The sequence below is a fragment of the Endozoicomonas sp. ALD040 genome (assembly GCF_049275945.1).
Lineage (GTDB): Bacteria > Pseudomonadota > Gammaproteobacteria > Pseudomonadales > Endozoicomonadaceae > Endozoicomonas_A.
The window spans coordinates 3,712,154-3,730,074 of the sequence record NZ_CP184829.1 but is presented as its reverse complement, the minus strand read 5'-3'; the positions used below and the strand labels follow the sequence as shown (position 1 = coordinate 3,730,074).

Here is a 17,921-nt window from a genome sequence, read left to right as displayed (position 1 = left end):
TCTATTTATGATAGGGGTGATTCTTGAGGATACTCCAGGCACGATAGACCTGTTCAGCAACAACGACCCTGACCAGGGGGTGAGGTAGCGTCAATGGCGATAACGACCATCTGAGATCGGCCCGGGCCATCACACTGGGATGAAGCCCTTCTGGCCCTCCGACCATGAGGCTGACATTACGGCCAGAATGCATCCACCCTCCCATATTGTCTGCCAGTTTATCCGTCGACCAGGGCTTCCCTGTGATTTCCATGGTCACTATCAGGTCACCCTGGCCGACTGTACTCAGCATTTGTCCAGCTTCTTTTTCCTGCAGGCGACTGATGTCAGCCCCCTTGCCGCGCCGGTTCAACGGAATCTCAATCAGATCCAGTTTGAGGTCAGAACCCAGGCGACGACTGTATTCCCTGTAGCCCTCATCAACCCAGGGTGGCATTTTCGAGCCAACGGAGATCAGTCGAACACGCATCAGGACTGCTCTGTAGCCCGCTGCTCCTCGCTGGCCTCCCAGAGGCGTTCAAGATCATAGAATGCACGGGTAGCTGGCATCATAACATGCACTACAACGTCACCCATGTCGACCAAAACCCATTCGGATTTCTCCTGACCTTCTGTACCCAGTGGACGAACACCATTTTGCTTGCACTTATCGATTACATTGTCTGCTACAGACTTCACATGACGGTTGGAAGTACCGCTGGCGATAATCATGTAATCGGTCACGCTGGTCAGCCCGGAAACATCAAGAGAGGTAATGTCGTTACCTTTCATTTCTTCAATAGCATCAACGACCAGTTGCTTCAGTTGTTCAGATTGCATATATCTCTTTAGAACTCGATAAAAAACCAAAAGCCTGACCATGAATTGTACAGGCTTTTGTCATAATTGTTTGCTGATTAAGTACCTAAGTACCTAACCAGTGATTATTATGTACCATAATTAACCGCCACCTTGAGTGATGGCAATTCGTTATTTCCGGATATGACCATCGCCTAATACTACATATTTCCGGGATGTCAGCCCCTCCAGCCCCACAGGACCACGGGCATGAATTTTGTCCGTTGAAATACCAATCTCAGCACCCAGCCCATACTCAAAGCCGTCCGCAAACCGGGTAGAGGCATTGATCATAACAGAGCTGGAGTCTACTTCTCTCAGGAAGTCCCGGCCCCGGGTATAACTCTCGGTGATGATCGCATCGGTATGATGAGAGCCATAGCGATTAATATGCTCGATAGCTTCATTCATATCAGCGACCAACTTAATGGATAGCACCGGTGCCAGATACTCTGTCTGCCAGTCTTCTTCGGTGGCGGCCAAAGCATCCGGAACCTCGTCACAAACCTCTGCACAGCCTCTGAGCTCAACCCCCAATTTCCGCAAGCGCTGAGCCAGTTCCGACAGTATATCGGCTGCAACAGCCCTGTTTATCAGCAGGGTCTCCATGGCATTGCATACACCATAGCGGTGGGTTTTGGCATTCACAGCAATGGCCAGTGCTTTCTCCCGATCTGCCAGATCATCAATATAAACATGGCAAATGCCATCCAGGTGCTTGATAACAGGCACCCTGGCATCACGACTGATACGTTCGATCAGACCTTTGCCACCCCTTGGAACGATGACATCTACATATTCGGGCATACTGATCAGAGTTCCCACTGCTTCACGGTCAGTGGTCTCTACCACCTGAACCGCTGCTTCTGGCAAGCCAGCCGATACCAGGCCCTTCTGAATGCATTGGGCAATCGCCTTGTTAGAAGCAATTGACTCACTGCCTCCACGCAGAATCACAGCATTACCGGATTTCAGACAGAGACTGGCAGCCTCAATGGTTACGTTGGGTCGAGACTCATAGATAATGCCTATAACCCCCAAAGGGACTCGCATTTTACCCACCTGAATACCACTGGGTACATATTTGAGGTCATCAATCGTACCCACTGGATCAGGCAACGAAGCCACCTGATTCAGGTTCTCGATCATGGTATCAATGCGGGCATCTGTCAGTTCCAGGCGATCCAGCAATGCTGCATCCAGCCCTCGCCCCCGCCCGTTTTCCAGGTCCACAGCGTTAGCTTCACGCAGTAGCGGTCGAGTTGCTTCCAGCTCAGTGGCGATCGCCAGCAGAGCTCTGTTTTTCAGGCCAGTATCCGCTTTGGCTACTTGTGCACTGGCTTCCCGGGCCTTTTTGCCCAGTTCATGCATGTACTCTGTTACCTGTTCAGTCACTGCGTGCTCCTTGTTCAGCCGGGCATTATAACCTGCCGACGGTTATACAGGAATGCTGCTATGCCTGCATAGTTCCTCTGGACAGCAAAGTACCTCTGGACAGCAAAGTACCCCTGGACAGCAAACTTTCTGAATTTTACCCAGCGTCGCCCGATAGCATAGCCTTTGCTGCTAAGTGCGATCGAAGCAGCTTTAATCCTGAATGCAAATTGATTGGAATCAGGATGCTACGTGATCCCATAGCCTGAGGTGTGGGAAAAGCAGAGTTGTGAAGCTCTCCCAACGAGTTGTCGCAGTGCAAATGTCTGCTATCTTGATGGCTTCAGACAGAGGGAGTATGAAGTATCAAAACTATTCTCATATTATTTGCACTATTTATACAGCCTGCTTTACCAGATACAGTCTTATGTGAACTGAGGGTCTTTCATCAAGTGAGGGAAAAACACTATATCCTTCGACATATTCAGAAAGAAACGGGTAAATATCTATGGACCCGGTCATATCCCGATGGCCGACACTATTGCATACCATCGTATGTTTCCCCCTTGATCGGAGGTTATATTTTTGTATGTTTCGATGATAACTGCATTTATTATGAAGTCCTCTCGCATAATTGCCCGACCGAAGGCTCATATTCTCCTCCTGCTCACCCATCATTTGGTTGCCATTTAAGAGATGGAGCGAGGGGAGTCAGGCAATCGGCATTGTAAACTCAAAAATAGTGCCGCCCTCAGGGTGACGATTGAACGTCAGTCGTCCACCATGTGATTGAATAATCGAGTGGCAAACGGTCAGACCGATCCCCATACCATCTGACTTGGTGGTGTAGAAAGGCGTGAACAGTTTTTCTTCTGCATCAGCAGCCAGTCCATAACCCCGGTCAATGACGGATACCTTGACGAACCGATCATCGATCTGCTCTGCCTTAACCCAGACACCTATGTCCCGGGTGTCCTGATCTCTCATGGCTTCCATACCATTGCGAATCAGGTTCAAAGCCACCTGCTGAATCTGCACCGGGTCCACTTTCACCTCTGGCAGGTTCTGAGCCACCTCAGTATGAATTTCCATACTGTTATTTCGAGCATCCACCTCAGCCAGCTTGACGGTATCGCTAATCAGCTTGATCGGATCGACACAACCCAGAACGTGATCAGGCTTTTTAACAAATGAGCGAATGCGGGCAATGATCTCACCGGCACGACGGGCCTGAATATTAATTTTGTCCATAGCCTCATAAAGCGAATCGTAAACATCGTCGTCTTTATGTTCCAGCCTGACCATCATGCGCTTGGCTACCTGAGCGTAGTTGGAAATTGCGGTCAGAGGCTGGTTCACTTCATGGGCAAAACCTGCGGCCATCTCTCCCATGATACTCAAACGGGAAACATGGGTCAGTTTTTCCTTCTGGGTCTCCAGTTCGTCCAGAGCCTTCTGCAACGCTGCCTGTCCACGCTTTTTGCTGCTGATGTCAGTAAAGACCACCACTGCACCGCTGGGCTGTCCCTCTTCCATAATGGGAGTGCATGAATAACTGACCGGGAATGATGAGCCCTCTTTATGCCAGAAGAGTGCATCGTCCACCCTTATGCTGACCCCTTTACTCAATGCCTCCTGAATAGGAGCCAGATGCAGACTGCGTGCTTCCTCTCCGGCTTCATCCAGCATCAGTTCAATCAGGCTACGACCGATGAGGGTGTCCATGGGCCAGCCCGTCATAATGGAAGCGGCTGCATTGGCAAAGGTGATTCGCCCCCTGCTGTCCAGCCCAAAGATACCTTCGTTCATGCTTTCCAGAATACGGGCCTTGTCAGCTTCAAGCTGTCGATTGCGGGCAGAAAGCGCCTGCTCCAGTCGATGTATCTTGAGCTGGGTTTCTACCCGGGCAATCACTTCTTCGGCCTGAAAAGGTTTGGAGATAAAGTCAACGGCACCCGTTTCCAAACCTCGAACCTTGTCCTTGGTGTCATCAAGGGCTGATAGAAAAATCACGGTAATATTGCTGGTAGCCGGATCTTCTTTCAGCTGACGGCACACTTCATAGCCGTCCATGCCTGGCATCATGATATCCAGCAAAACCAGCGCTGGCTTGGCCTTGTGAGCAATCCTCACAGCACTTTCACCGTTTTTCGCAATAAGAAGCTTGTAGCCTCGTCCACTGAGGGTCTGCAGCAGCACCTGCAAGTTGGTAGGGTTGTCATCCACCAGGAGAATGCGTTCTACATCATCAACCGTTTCCGGAGGAGTGTCTGCCACGTACATAGTTTTCGCCAATTCGTTAGTCACAGCTGGAAAAAGCATAGTCGAAGAAGTGCGCCATTCTGACAGAATTTGCCCTGCAGGGCATGGGATCTTTACATACTTAACGATGTGTTTTTTTGCGTTTTTACGGCGCTCAACCAGGAGACCGACAGAGAATAGCGCGTCCGGGCGACCCCCTAGGAGCCTAGTTCGATAAGCCCCCGGGGCCTTGATAGGTATCAGTCCGTCAGCTTCTCCTGATAATCACATTTATTCACTTTATCTGCTGCAGGAATGAGTTCACCATCCTCGTCGAGATCAGCAGGCTTGCGTTTTCGATCTCTTCTGTTGTGATCCGACAAGTCTTGAGGTTTTTTGCAGACCATCACGGACGCTCGTTGCTGGCCATCCTCGATTACGCCTGGGTTAGGGTCTTGTTGCTTCTTGTGGGCACTTCTTTTGTGAGACCACAGGCTTTGAGCATTCTTATAGACTTTCCCGCATGGCTGCTGCTGACCATCAGCGCAGACCACAGTCACGTCACAGCTTTTCTGTCCGGTGTGGCATTTATTTTTGTGACTCGTCAGGGCTATCGCACTCTTAAAGACCTTCCTGCATGACTGCTGCTGGCCATCCTCCCCGGTCACGGTTGAGTCACAGATTTTTTCGCCGCTGTGGCATGTGCTTTTGTGTATCGACAGAGCTTTAGCATTCTTGCTGAGCTGCCCGCATAGCCGCTGCTGACCATCCTCTCCGACCAGGATCAATGCACAGATTCGCTGCTCGCTGTGGCATTTGCTTTTGTGATATATAAGGGCCCTGTGATTCTTGCAGAACGTCCCGCATGGCCGCAGCTGACCATCCTCCCCGAACACAATCACCTCACAGACTTGCCCGCTGTGGTAGTTTCTTTTATGGTCTGACAGAGCTCCGGCACTCTTACAGACCTTCCCGCATCGTCGCTGCCCGTCATCCTCCTCAAACATGATTATCTCACAAGTTTTTTGCCCGGAGTGTTTTCCTCTTTTATGGTTCACCAAGGCTCTGGCATTGTTGCAGAGCTTCCCGCATGGCCGCTGCCGACCATCCTCCCCGACCACGAGCACTTCACAGGTTTGTTGCCCGCTGTGGTAACTTCTTTTGTGCTTTGACACGGCTACAGCATTCTTGCAGTGATTGCTGCATGGCCGCAACTGACCCTCCTCCCCGACCACGACCACTTTACAGGCTCGTTTTCTGGAGTGTTCTTGTCTTTTGTGATACTTCAGTTTTTTTGTATTTGTGAAGAGCCTCCCACATGACCGCTGCTGGCCGTCCTCCGCAACCACAACCACATCACAGGTTCGTTCCCCGGAGTGTTCTTCTCTTTTGTGATATTCCAGGCAGTTAGTATTCATGAAGAGCTTCCCGCATGGCCGCTGCTGACCGTCCTCCCCGAATACGATCACTTCACAGTTTTTTTGCCCTTTGTGGTATTTACTTTTGTGATCCGACAGGGCGCCAGCATTCTTGCAAATCTTTCCGCATCGCCGCTGCTGGCCGTCCTCCCCGACTTCGATCTGATCACAGGTTTTTTGCCCGGTGTGGAATGTGCGTTTGTGATTCACCAGGGATCCAGCATTCTTGTAGACCATCCCGCATGGCCCCTGCTGGCCGTCCTCCCTCATTACGGTCAAGTCACAGACTTTTGGCCCGGTGTGGCATCGTCTTTTGTGACTCGACAGGCTTATGGCATTCTTAAAGACCTTACCACATGGCTGCTGCTCGCCGCCCTTCAGGACCACGGTCAACTCACAGATTTTTTGACCACTGTCGGCTTTAGCTTGTAGTGCGCCTGTCAGGGAAAGATGAGCTTGACTTTGATCCAACTGGGATGACTTAAAGGTGGTTTGCTGTGTTTCTGAAGAATTAAGCGTAAAGGCAAGTTCGTGTTCTCCAAGAAGACGCTGCAGATCAAGTGACCCATTAGTGGCCGTTAAATCATCGGCAATGGAAGACAAATACCCGAGCATTTGCACATCATCATCGAGTGACTCAGTAGCGTCAATGGCATTCTGGATTAAGTCTGCAAAATGACCATCAATGTCATCAAATTGTGGATCAGAATCGAATGGAAGCTGAATGTCAGAAAAATCATTGAATGTTCTGAAAAGAGGGTTTTGACGGGACTCCATAGCTTTTGCAGGATCAAAATGCCCCATGCAACCTGAGCAGTGTCCGGTAGCCAAGTGAGGGCATGAGCTTTTCAGGGTATTCAGGGGCCATTCAGCAGGCTCACTGCTACCAGATAAGGGGTGCAATTGACAAAAGCCATAACAGGGATGGACGAAACAATTTAAACCCAAGGTGTGCAGGTGTTGCTGGTCGCCTCCGTTTCCGCCGTTATAGTCATTATTCAGAGGGCTGATAAAAGAGCTCATAAGTGGCAGAGTGGCTTTTGGGGCTGGCTGGCTGGATGATTCTGACGACTGATATTGCGGTGAGTTCTCTCCGGAGCCAAACGCTGCAGTGATGGTTGCAAACCGGTGATCACCCTCTGTCATTATAGATGTCACCTGTTGTTCAATCATGCCAAACAGTCGTGTATCGGGATTCCAATAGTTTTTTAAAAACCAGGCAACAGCGACAAGCACTTCTGAAGGAAGCGATAAATAAGGAGTGGTGATTCTGGTTGCCACTTTTGTGGTCACGCTCATTTCGTAAGCAATAAGCAGATTTGTAGCGTAAAGCCATTGCCACGAAATCGACTCAATGATGGTTTTTTCTATTCCACAACCAGGTGACCTATTTCGCTTTTTACAAGGCGGCAAATATGATTGTCCGTAGTCGTTTATATGGGCAATATCTGATGGGTTGCCCGACAACGTATGCCAGTCAGATTTTATAGAAAAGTTTTGTTTTGGGGAACCTGCATTCTGTTCAAGCTCGACAATAAAACGTCTTGTCAACGATCCGGCCTGACAGATGACAGACAACGACAGCAGCAGTAACAGCAGTGCCACAAAGAGTGAGTGTTTAATAATTCTATCCTTGCATTCCGGTTTACAGAGAGGAAGGATAGATCAAGAAAACAAGCCTGTTTTCTGTCAAAACGCTCAAAAATCATACTCCTGGCGGCAGAAGGTAAAACTGATAATGCCACTCGTTGGAGTACTCGTTCTATGACTGCTGTCAGCGATGGCGGTGAAGCCAGCGTTCGACCAATCTGGAAGGCAAATGACCTCTTGAAGAGACGTTCAAAGTCTCTTTCTTACCTGATCAACTTGTCAGGTCGCTGATAACCTGACCAAAAAGGCGGCTGCCAGGACGTTGAAAGGTATTAGTCCGCCAGCTTCTCCTGGTAATCACACTTATTCACTTTATTTCCCGGAGGACTGAGTTCCTCGTCCAGATCAGCAGGCTTGCGTTTTCGATCTCTTCTTTTGTGATCCGACAGGGCTTTAGCGTTCTTGCAGACTTTCCTGCATGGCCGCTGCTGACTATCCGCCCCTAACACAGTCACTTCACAGGTTTGTTGCCCTTTGTGGTTTTTACTTTTGTGATTCGACAGGGCTTTAGCATTCTTGCAGACCTTCCCGCATGGTCGCTGCTGGCCATCCTCAGCAAACATGATCACTTCACAGGTTTGTTGCCCTCTGTGGTATTTACTTTTGTGATCCGACAGGGCTTTAGCACTCTTGACGAGCTTCCCGCATGACCGCTGCTGGCCATCCTCGCCGATCAGGATCACTCCACAGGTTCGTTGCCCGGAGTGTTCTCTACTTTTGTGATTCGATAAGGCTCCAGGGGTCTTGAAGACCTTCTCGCATGGCCGCTGCTGGCCGTCCTCCCCGACCACTCTCAGGTAACAGGTTTTTTGACCGCGGTGGTATTTGCTTTTGTGATTCGACAGGGCTCTGGCACTCTTAAAGACCTTCTCGCATGGCCGCTGCTGGCCTTCCTCCCCGACCACGGTCAACTGACAGACTTTTTGCCCGGTGTGGCATTTGCTTTTGTGATTCGCCAGGGATCTGGCGTTCTTGTAGACTGTCCCACACGGTCGTTGCTGGCCGTTCTGCCCGACCACGGTCAACTCACAGGTTTTTTGACTAGTGTCGGTTTGAGCTTGTACTGCGCCCGTTCGGGAAAGATGAGGTTGGCGATCCAATTGGGATGATCTGGAGATGCTTTGCTCTGTCTCTGAAGGGTTAAGCGTAAAGGTAAGCTCGTCTTCTTTGAGAAGACGCTGTAGATCAAGTGACCCATTAACGACCGAAAAATCATCAGCAATAGAAAACAGATGCCCGGGCATTGGCACATCATCATTGAGTGACCGGTTAGCGTCAATGGCATTCTGGATCAAGTCTATAAGGTGACCATCAATGCCATCAAAGGGTAGCTCAGACTCGAACGGGAACTGAATGTCAGAAAGATCATGCAATGTATTGAAAAAAGGGTTTTGATGGGACTCCAAAGCATATGCAGGATCAAAATGCCTCATGCAACTTGAGCAGTGTCCGGTAGCCAGGTGAACGCATGAGCTTGCCAGAGTATTCAGGGGCCATTCAGCGGGCTCACTGCTCTCGGACAAGGGGAGCAATTGACAAAATCCATGACAAGGATGAATGAAACAATTTAAACCCAAAGTGTGCAGGTGTTGCTGATCGCCTCCGTTGCCACCGCTGTAGTCATTATTCAGGGGTCTAATAAAAGAGCTTATAGACGGCAGGGTGGCTTTTGAGGCTGGCTGGCCGGATGGTTCTGACGACTGATATTGCGGTGAGCTCTCTCCGGAGCCAAACACTGCAGTGATGGTTACAAACGGATGATCCCCCACTGTCATTATAGATGTCACCTGTTGTTCAATCTTGCTAAACAGCCGTGTATCGGGCTTGCAATAGTTTTTTAAAAACCAGGCAACAGCGACAAGTACTTCTAAAGGAAGCCATAAATAAGGAGTTGCGATCTTGGGTCCCACTTTTGTGGTCACGAACAGTTCGTAAGCAATCAGCAGATTCGAAGCGTAAAGCCACTGCCACGAAATTGACTCGATGATGGTCTTTTCTATTCCATAATCAGGTGATCTATGTCGTTTTTTATCAGGTAGTAAATCTGGTTGTTCATAGTCGTTTATGTGGGCAATATCTGATGGGTTGCCCAACAACGTATGCCCGCCAGGTTTTATAGAAAAGTTTTGTTTTGGTGAACCTCCATCCTGTTCAAGCTCGACAATAAAACGTCTTGTCAACGATCCTGCCGGACAGATGACAGACAACGACAGTAGCAGTGACAGCAATGCCGCAAAGAGTGAGTGTTTAATAATTCTATCTCTGCATTCCGGTTTACAGAGAGGAAGAATAGATCAGGAAAATAAACCTGGTTTCTGCATAAACGCTCAGACATCATACTCCTGTGCCCATTGGGAATCTTACTCGGAATAGCGCGTCTAGGGCGACCCCGTCTAGGCGACCCCGTCTAGGTGACGCTTAAAGCTGATAAGCTCCCGGGGCGCTGACAGGTATCAGTCCGTCAGCTTCCTCTGGTAATCACACTTATTCACTTTATCTGCAGAAGGACTGAGATCATCGTCCTAGTCCAGATCAGCAGACTTGCGTTTTCGACCTCTCCTTTTGTAATCCGACAGACATCGTGGATAGTAGCAGACCGTCGCGTATGGTCGTTGCTGGCCAACAGTTACTTTAGGGTTTTGTTGCTCGCTCTGGTCGTTTCTTTTGTGATTCAACAGAGCTTTAGCATTCTTGCAGTCTCTCCCCCATGGCTGCTGCTGACCATCCGCCCCGACTACGATCACATTGCTGGTTCGTTGTCGGCTGTGGTATGTTTTTTTGTGATATATCAGGGCTTTAGCATTCTTGCAGAGCTTCCCGCATGGCCGCCTCTGACCATCCACCCCGAACACGATCACTTTACAGGTTTGTTGCCCGCTGTGGTATTTACTTTTGTGGTCCGAGAGGGCGTTAATACTCTTAAGGACCTTACCGCATGGTCGCTGCTTGCCACCCTTCGCAAACAAGATCACTTCACAGGTTTGTTGCCCGGTGTGTTGGCCTCTTCTATGAGTCACCAGGGCTTTAGCATTCTTGCAGAGCTTCCCGCATGGCCGTTGCTGACCATCCTCCCCGACCACCATCACTTTGCAGGCTTGTTGCCCGCTGTGGTATTTGCTTTTGTGATCCGACAGGGCAGCAGCGCTCTTGAAGACCCTTCCGCATGGCCGCTGCTGACCACCCTCCCCACCCACGATCACTGTACAGGTTCGTTGCCCGGAGTGTTCTCTTCTTTTGTGATTTGCCAGGATTATAGCATTCTTGCAGATTTTCCCGCATGGCCCCTGCCGACCATCCTTCCCGAACACAATCACTTCACAGGTTTGTTGCCCTCTGTGGTATTTACTTTTGTGATCTATCAGGGCTTTAGCATTCTTGCAAAGCTTTCCGCATGGCCGCTGCTGACTGCCCTCCCCGAAAACGATCTCTTCACAGGTTCGTTGCCCAGTGTGGTATTTACTTTTGTGATCCGTCAGGGCTTTAGCATTCTTGCAAAGCTTTCCGCATGGCCGCTGCTGGCCGCCCTCCCCGACTTCGGTCAGGTCACAGACTTTTTGCCCGGTGTGGTATGAGCTTTTGTGATTTGCCAGGGCTCCAGTACTCTTCAAGACCTTCCCGCATGGCCGCTGCTGGCCGTCCTCCCCGACCACGGTCAGGCTACAGATTCTTTGACTGGTGTGGTATTTGCGTTTGTGATCCGACAGAGCTCTGGCACTCTTAAAGCCCCTCCGGCATGGCCGCTGTTGGCCGTCCTTACCGACCACGACCACCTCACAGGTTTCTTGACCGCTGTCGGCTTTAGCTTCTGCTGTACCTGTCCGGAAAAGATGAAATGGTTTCTGATTCAATAGGGACGACTTAGAGGTGGTTTGTTGTGTTTCTGAAGGGCTAAGCGTAAAGGCAACCTCGTCTTCTTTGAGAAAACGCTGTAGATCGAGTGACTTATTAATGACCGCAAAATCATCAGCAATAGAAGACAAGTGCCCGACCATTGGCACATCATCATTGAGTGACCCGGTAGCGTCAATGGTATTCTGGATTAAGCCTGTAAGGTGACCATCAAATAGTGGATCAGAATCGAATGGGAGCTGAATGTCAGAAAGATCATTCAATGTTTTGAAAAGAGGGTTTTGACGGGACTCCCCAGCATATGCTGGATCAAAATGCCTCATGCAACTTGAACAGTATCCAATAGCCACGTGAACGCATGCGCTTTCCAGGGTATTCCGGGGCCATTCAGCAGGCTCACTGCTACCGGATACGGTGTACAATCGACAAAAGCCATGACAGGGATGGACGAAACAATTTAAACCCAAAGTGTGCAGCTGTTGCTGATGGCCTCCGTTTCCCCCGTTATAGTCATTATTCAGGGGGCTAATAAAAGAGCTCATAAGCGACAGGGTGGCTTTTGAGGCTGGCTGACTGGATGATTCTGACGACTGGTATCCTGGTGAGTTCTCTGTGGAGCCAAACACTGCGGTGATGGTTGCAAACCGGTGATCCACCCGTGTCATCATAGATGTTGCCTGTTGTTCGATCGGGCCAGACAGCCGCATATCAGGCCTCCAATAGTTTTTTAAAAGCCAGGCAACCGCGACAAGCGCTTCCAAAGGCAGCCATAAATAAGGGTCGGTGTTCATGGGAGCCACTTTTGTGATAACGAACAGTTCGTAAGCAATCAGCAGATTCGAAGCATAAAGCCATTGCCAGGAAATCGACTCAATGATGGTCTTTTCTGTTCCATAACCAGATGAACTATGTCGTTTTTTATCAGGTGGCAAATCTGCTTCTGCATAGTCGTTTGTGTGGGTAATATCTGATGGGTTGGCCGACAACGTATGCCAGTCGGGTTTTATAGAAAAGTTTTGTTTTGGAGAGCCTGCATCTCGTTCAAACTCGACAATAAAGCGTCTTGTCAACGAACCGGCCTGACAGATAACAGACAACGACAGTAGCAGTGACAGCAGTGCTGCAAAGAGTGAGGGCTTAATAATTCTATCTCTGTATTCCTGTTTACAGAGAGCAAGCATAGATCAAGAAAATAAACCTGTTTTCTGCTGAAACGCTCAAAAAATCATACTCCTGTGCCCCCCGGGAGTCTGACTGGGAATAGTGCATCCAGGCAACCCCATCCAGGCGACCACAGAGGACGCTTAAGCCCGATAAGCTCCAGGGGCGTTCAGGTATCAATCCGTCAGCTTCCCCTGATAATCACGCTTACTCACTTTACCTCCCGGAGGACTGAGTTCAGCGTCCTCGCCCAAAGCAGGCTGGCGTTTTCGATCTCTTCTTTTGTGATACGACAGGGTTTGAGGTTTTTTGCAGGCGGACCCGGACGACCGTTGCTGGCCATCCTCGATTAAGGTCAGGTTACGGTTTTGTTTCTCTTTGTGGGCCTTTCTTTTGTGATGCCACATGACTCTGGCATTCTTGCAGAGTTTCCCGCATGGCTGCTGCTGACCATCCGCACCGACCACGATCACTTTACAGCTTCGTTGCCCGCTGTGGTATTTGCTTTTGTGCTCTGACAAGGCTAGAGCACTCTTATAGACCTTCCCGCATGATCGCTGCTGGCCATCCTCCCCGAATACCATCACTTTGCAGCTTTGTTGCCCGCTGTGGTATTTTCTTTTGTGATCCGACAGGGCTCCAGCGCTCTTGAAGACCTTCCCGCATGGTCGCTGCTGACCATCCTCAGCAAACATGATCACTTCACAGGTTTGTTGCCCTCTGTGGTATTTACTTTTGTGATCCGACAGGGCTTTAGCATTCTTGTAGAGCTTCCCGCATGGCCGCTGTTGACCATCCTCCCCGAACACGATCACTTTACAAGTTTGTTGCCCGGAGTGTTTTCCTCTTCTGTGGTTTGCCAGGACTATAGAATTCTTGCAGAGTTTCCCGCATGGCTGCAGCTGACCATCCTCCCCGGCCACCATCACCTCACAGGTTTGTAGCACGGAGTGTTCTTCTCTTTTGTGATCTATCAGGGTTCTGGCATTCTCGAAGAGCTCACCGCACGGCCGCTGCTGGCCATCCTCTCCGAACACGATCACTTCGCAGGTTCGTTGCCCTCTGTGGTATTTATTTTTGTGATCCGACAGAGCTCTAAAACTCTTGGCGGGCTTCCCGCATGGCCGCTGCTGGCCATCCTCCCCGACCAGGATCACTTCACAGATTCGTTGCCCTGAGTGTTCTCCACTTTTTTTGTGATTCGATAAGGCTCCTGCGTTCTTGAAGATCTTCCCGCATGGCCGCTGCTGGCCGTCCTCCCCGACCACTTCCAGGTAACAGTTTTTTTGACCGCGGTGGTATTTGCTTTTGTGATTCGACAGGGCTCCGGCACTCTTAAAGACCTTCCTGCATGGCCGCTGCTGGCCGTCCTCCCCAACCAGGGTCAGCTCACAGACTTTTTGCCCGGTGTGGCATTTGCTTTTGTGATTCGCCAGGTATCTGGCATTCTTGTAGACCATGCCACACGGCCGTTGCAGGCCGTCCTGTCCGACCACGGTCAACTCACAGGTTTTTTGACTAGTGTCGGCTTTGGCTTGTACTGCACCTGTTCGGGAAAGATGAGGTTGGCGATCCAATTGGGACGACTTGGAGGTGGTTTGTTGTGTCTCTAAAGGGTTAAGCGTAAAGGCAACCTCGTCTTCTTTCAGAAGACGCTGTTGATCGAGCGACTTATTAATGACCGCAAAATCATCAGCAATAGAAGACAAGTGCCCGACCATTGGCACATCATCATTGAGTGACCCGGTAGCGTCAATGGTATTCTGGATTAAGCCTGTAAGGTGACCATCAAATAGTGGATCAGAATCGAATGGGAGCTGAATGTCAGAAAGATCATTCAATGTTTTGAAAAGAGGGTTTTGACGGGACTCCCCAGCATATGCTGGATCAAAATGCCTCATGCAACTTGAACAGTATCCAATAGCCACGTGAACGCATGCGCTTTCCAGGGTATTCCGGGGCCATTCAGCAGGCTCACTGCTACCGGATACGGTGTACAATCGACAAAAGCCATGACAGGGATGGACGAAACAATTTAAACCCAAAGTGTGCAGCTGTTGCTGATGGCCTCCGTTTCCCCCGTTATAGTCATTATTCAGGGGGCTAATAAAAGAGCTCATAAGCGACAGTGTGGCTTTTGGGGCTGGCTGACTGGATGATTCTGACGACTGGTATCCTGGTGAGTTCTCTGTGGAGCCAAACACTGCGGTGATGGTTGCAAACCGGTGATCCCCCCGTGTCAACATAGATGTCGCCTGTTGTTCAATGGGGCTAAACAGCTGTGTATCGGGCTTCCAATAGTTTTTTAAAAGCCAGCCAACAGCGAAGGGCACTTCCGAAGGCAGCCATAAATAAGGCTCGCCACTCATGGGGGTCACTTTTGTGGTAACAAACAGTTCGTAAGCAATCAGCAGATTCGAAGCGTAAAGCCATTGCCACGAAATCGACTCAAAGATGGTCTTTTCTATTCCATAACCAGATGAACTATGTCGTTTTTTATCAGGTGGCAAATCTGGTTCTGCATTGTCGGTTATGTTGGCAATATCTGATGGGGTGGCCGAAAACGTACGCCAGTCACGTGTTATAGAAAAGTTTTGTTTTGGGGAGTCAGCACCCCATTCAAGCTCGACAATAAAAAGTCTTGTCAATGATCCGGCCTGACAGATGACAGATATTGACAATAGCAGTAAGAGCAGTGCCGCAAAGGGTGAGTGCTTAATAATTCTATCTCTGCATTCCGGTTTACAGAAAGGAAGGATAGATCAAGAAAATAAACATGTTTTCTGCCAAAACGCTCAAAAATCATACTCCTGTGCCCCCTGGGAGTATGACTGGGAATAGCGCATCTAGGCGACCCCATCCAGGCGACCACAGAGGACGCTTAAGCCCGATAAGCTCCAGAGGCGTTCAGGTATCAGTCCGTCATCTTCCCCTGATAATCACGCTTATTCACTTTACCTCCCGGAGGACTGAGTTCATCGTCCTCGCCCAAAGCAGGCTTGCGTTTTCGATCTCTTCTTTTGTTGTAGGAAAGGGTTTGAGGTTTTTTGCAGGCCGTCCCAGACGACAGCTGCTGGCCATCCTCCCCGAACACGATCACTTCACAGGTTCGTTGCCCGGAGTGTTCTCTTCTTTTGTGATATAACAGGCTGTTAGCATTCATGAAGGGTTTCCCGCATTGTCGCCGCTGACCATCCTCCCCGACCACGATCATTGCACAAGCTTTTTGCCCTCTGTGGTATTTACCTTTGTGATCCGCCAGGGCTTTAGCATTCTGGCAAAGCTTTCCACATGGCCGCTGCTGGCCGTCCTTCGCGACTTTGGTCAGATCACAGACTTTTTGCCCGGTGTGGCATTTGATTTTGTGATTCGCCAGGGCGCCAGCATTCTTGTTAACCATCCCGCACGGCCGCTGCTGGCCGTCCTCCCCGACAACGGTCAGGTCACAGGTTTTTTGCCCCGTGTGGTATCTGCTTTTGTGATTCTCCAGTGATCCAGCATTCTTGAAGACCATCCCGCATGGCCTCTGCTGGCCGTCCTTGCGGACTTCGATCAGATCACAGACTTTTTGCCCGGTGTGGCATTTGCTTTTGTGACTCCACAGGGCTCGAGCATTCTTATAGACCTTCTCGCATGGCCGCTGCTGGCCGTCCTCCCCGAACACGGTCAGGTCACAGGTTTTTTGCCCCGTGTGGTATCTGCTTTTGTGATTCTCCAGTGATCCAACATTCTTGAAGACCATCCCGCATGGCCGCTGCTCACCGTCTTTCCCGACCACGCTCAGACCGCAGACTTTTTGCCCTGTGTGGCACTTGCTTTTGTGATTCCCCAGAGCTCGAACACTCTTAAAGACCTTCCCGCATGGCCGCTGCTGGCCGTCCTTCCCTGACACGATCACTTCACAGGTTTTCTGGGCGCTGTCAGCTTTAGCTTGCGCTGCGTCTGTCCGGGAAAGATGAGGTAGGCTCTGATCCAATCGGGATGACTTAGAGGTGGTTTGTTGTGTTTCTGAATGTTTAAGCTTAAAGGCAGGCTCATCTTCTTTAGGAAGACGCTGTAGATCGAGTGACCTATTAATGATCGCAAAATCATCAGCACTGGAAGACAGATGCCCGGGCGCTGGCACATCATCATTGAGTAACCCGTTAGCGTCAATGGTATTCTGGACTAAGCCTGTAAGGTGATCATCAATGCCTTCAAATGTTGGCTCAAACTCGAACGGGAGGTGAATATCAGAAAGATCATGCAATGTATTGAAAAAAGGATTTTGACAGGACTCCTCAACATATGCAGGATCAAAATGCTTCATGCAACCTGGGCAGTGTCCAGTAGCCAGGTGGACGCATGAGCTTTTCAGGGTATTCAGGGGCCATTCAGCGGGCTTACCGAAGGATAAGGGTTGCAATTGACAAAAGCCATAACAGGGATGAATGAAACAATTTAAACCCAAAGTGTGCAGGTGTTGCTGATCGCCTCCGTTTCCGCCGCTATAGTCATCATTCAGAGGGTTAATAAAAGAGCTTATAAGCGTTAGGGTGGCTTTTGGGGCTTGCTGACTGGATGATTCTGACGACTGGTATTGTAGTGAGTTCTCTCCAGAGCCAAACACTGCGGTGATGGTTGCAAACCGGTACTCCCAACGTGTCAGCATAATAGTTGCCGTCTGTTGTTCAATCGGGCTAAACAGCCGTATATCGCGCCTCCAATAGTTTTTTAAAAGCCAGGCAACAGCGACAGACACTTCCAAAGACAGCCATAAATAAAGGGCGGCGCTCATGGGAGCCACCTTTGTGGTAACGAACAGTTCGTAAGCAATCAACAGATTCGAAGCGTAAAGCCATTGCCACGAAATCGACTCAATGATGGTCTTTTCTATGACATAACCATATAAACTGTGTCGTTTTTTAACAGGTGGCAAATCTGGTTCTGAATAGTCGTTTATGAGGGCAACATCTGGTGGGTTGCCCGACAACATACGCCAGTCACGTTTTATAGAAAAGTTTTGTTTCGGCGAGTCTGCATCCCGTTCCAGCTCGACAATTAAGCGTCTTGTCAACGATCCGGCCTGACAGATGACAGACAACGACAGTAGCAGTGCCAACAGTGCCGCAAAGGGTGAGTGTTTAATAATTCTATCTCTGCATTCCGGTTTACAGAGAGGAAGGATAGATCAAGAAAATAAATATGTTTTCTGTCAAAAGCCTCAAAAATCCTGCTCCTATGCTTACTGGCAGTCTGACAAAAAATAGCGCATCCAGGCGACCCCGTCTAGGCGACCCCGTCTAGGCGACCCCGTCTAGGCGACCCCGTCTAGGCGACCCCGTCTAGGCGACCCCGTCTAGGCGACCCCGTCCAGGCGACCCCGTCCAGGCGACCCCGTCTAGGCGACCC

The 17,921-nt window shown here is 49.9% G+C and carries 9 protein-coding genes; all 9 read right to left on the bottom strand.

Features of this window, described 5'->3' with window-relative positions:
- Position 1 precedes the first annotated feature (1 nt).
- On the bottom strand, positions 2–469 hold the full coding sequence (rlmH, locus tag ACOJUN_RS13590) for a 23S rRNA (pseudouridine(1915)-N(3))-methyltransferase RlmH (protein ID WP_422132481.1): 468 nt from the start codon (positions 467–469) through the stop codon (positions 2–4).
- Positions 469–819, bottom strand: coding sequence for a ribosome silencing factor (rsfS, locus tag ACOJUN_RS13585; protein ID WP_422132480.1), 351 nt, complete (start codon positions 817–819; stop codon positions 469–471). Before rsfS ends, rlmH begins: the two co-directional genes overlap by 1 nt.
- Before the next feature lie 150 nt (positions 820–969).
- A complete protein-coding gene (locus tag ACOJUN_RS13580) occupies positions 970–2,232 on the bottom strand; it encodes a glutamate-5-semialdehyde dehydrogenase (protein WP_422132479.1) in 1,263 nt (420 codons plus the stop codon).
- 690 nt (positions 2,233–2,922) lie between these two features.
- Positions 2,923–4,533: a response regulator gene (locus ACOJUN_RS13575; RefSeq protein WP_422132478.1), complete on the bottom strand. Its 1,611-nt coding sequence runs from the start codon at positions 4,531–4,533 to the stop codon at positions 2,923–2,925.
- Between the two features lie 179 nt (positions 4,534–4,712).
- A complete protein-coding gene (locus ACOJUN_RS13570) occupies positions 4,713–7,475 on the bottom strand; it encodes a hypothetical protein (protein WP_422132477.1) in 2,763 nt (920 codons plus the stop codon).
- A 317-nt stretch (positions 7,476–7,792) separates the two neighbouring features.
- Positions 7,793–9,700: a hypothetical protein gene (locus ACOJUN_RS13565; protein ID WP_422132476.1), complete on the bottom strand. Its 1,908-nt coding sequence runs from the start codon at positions 9,698–9,700 to the stop codon at positions 7,793–7,795.
- Between the two features lie 342 nt (positions 9,701–10,042).
- On the bottom strand, positions 10,043–12,550 hold the full coding sequence (locus ACOJUN_RS13560; protein WP_422132475.1) for a hypothetical protein: 2,508 nt from the start codon (positions 12,548–12,550) through the stop codon (positions 10,043–10,045).
- 156 nt (positions 12,551–12,706) lie between these two features.
- Complete coding sequence (locus ACOJUN_RS13555; protein ID WP_422132474.1) at positions 12,707–15,178, bottom strand: hypothetical protein; 2,472 nt, start codon at positions 15,176–15,178, stop codon at positions 12,707–12,709.
- A gap of 266 nt (positions 15,179–15,444) precedes the next feature.
- On the bottom strand, positions 15,445–17,631 hold the full coding sequence (locus ACOJUN_RS13550) for a hypothetical protein (protein ID WP_422132473.1): 2,187 nt from the start codon (positions 17,629–17,631) through the stop codon (positions 15,445–15,447).
- Between the last annotated feature and the right edge of the window lie 290 nt (positions 17,632–17,921).